Source organism: Vibrio sp. D404a (assembly GCF_030248535.1).
Lineage (GTDB): Bacteria > Pseudomonadota > Gammaproteobacteria > Enterobacterales > Vibrionaceae > Vibrio.
The window spans coordinates 1-1,175 of sequence record NZ_JAHGAJ010000058.1 but is presented as its reverse complement, the minus strand read 5'-3'; the positions used below and the strand labels follow the sequence as shown (position 1 = coordinate 1,175).

Here is a 1,175-nt window from a genome sequence, read left to right as displayed (position 1 = left end):
GATTTTAGCTACAACACCAGCACCTACAGTACGGCCACCTTCACGGATAGCGAAACGTAGGCCTTCGTCCATTGCGATTGGAGCGATTAGCTCAACAGTCATTTGAACGTTGTCACCTGGCATTACCATTTCTACGCCTTCTGGTAGAGTGATGTCGCCTGTTACGTCAGTTGTACGGAAGTAGAACTGTGGACGGTAACCTTTGAAGAAAGGAGTGTGACGGCCGCCTTCGTCTTTAGAAAGTACGTATACTTCAGACTCGAACTTAGTGTGTGGGTTGATAGAACCTTTAGCAGATAGTACTTGACCACGTTCAACTTCGTCACGCTTAGTACCACGTAGAAGTGCACCAACGTTCTCACCAGCACGACCTTCGTCAAGAAGCTTACGGAACATCTCAACACCAGTACAAGTAGTCATTGTTGTTTCTTTGATACCAACGATTTCTACTTCGTCACCTACGCGTAGGATACCACGCTCGATACGACCAGTTACAACTGTACCACGACCTTGGATCGAGAATACGTCTTCGATTGGTAGTAGGAACGGTTGGTCTACTGCACGCTCTGGCTCTGGGATGTAAGTATCTAGAGCTTCAGCTAGCTCAACGATCTTGTCTTCCCATTGCTTCTCGCCGTTTAGTGCGCCAAGAGCAGAACCTTGGATTACTGGTAGGTCATCACCTGGGAATTCGTACTCAGAAAGAAGTTCACGAACTTCCATTTCTACTAGCTCAAGTAGCTCTTCGTCATCAACCATGTCACATTTGTTCATGAATACGATGATGTAAGGGATACCAACTTGACGACCAAGTAGGATGTGCTCACGAGTTTGAGGCATTGGGCCGTCAGTCGCAGCAACAACTAGGATACCACCGTCCATTTGTGCAGCACCAGTGATCATGTTTTTAACATAATCCGCGTGTCCTGGACAGTCTACGTGTGCGTAGTGACGAGTTGGAGTGTCGTACTCAACGTGAGAAGTTGCGATTGTGATACCGCGCTCACGCTCTTCTGGAGCGTTATCGATAGATGCGAAGTCTTTCGCTTCACCACCGTACACTTTAGAAAGTGTAGTACAGATAGCAGCAGTTAGAGTTGTTTTACCGTGGTCAACGTGGCCGATAGTACCAACGTTTACGTGCGGTTTCGTACGTTCAAATTTTTCTTTAGACA

1 protein-coding gene is annotated in these 1,175 nt (G+C 47.1%); it reads right to left on the bottom strand.

Translation table 11 applies throughout. The features are described from left to right. Positions 1 to 1,175: elongation factor Tu (gene tuf / locus KI655_RS23930; RefSeq protein ID WP_285409194.1), on the bottom strand; the 1,175-nt coding region annotated here is incomplete at both ends.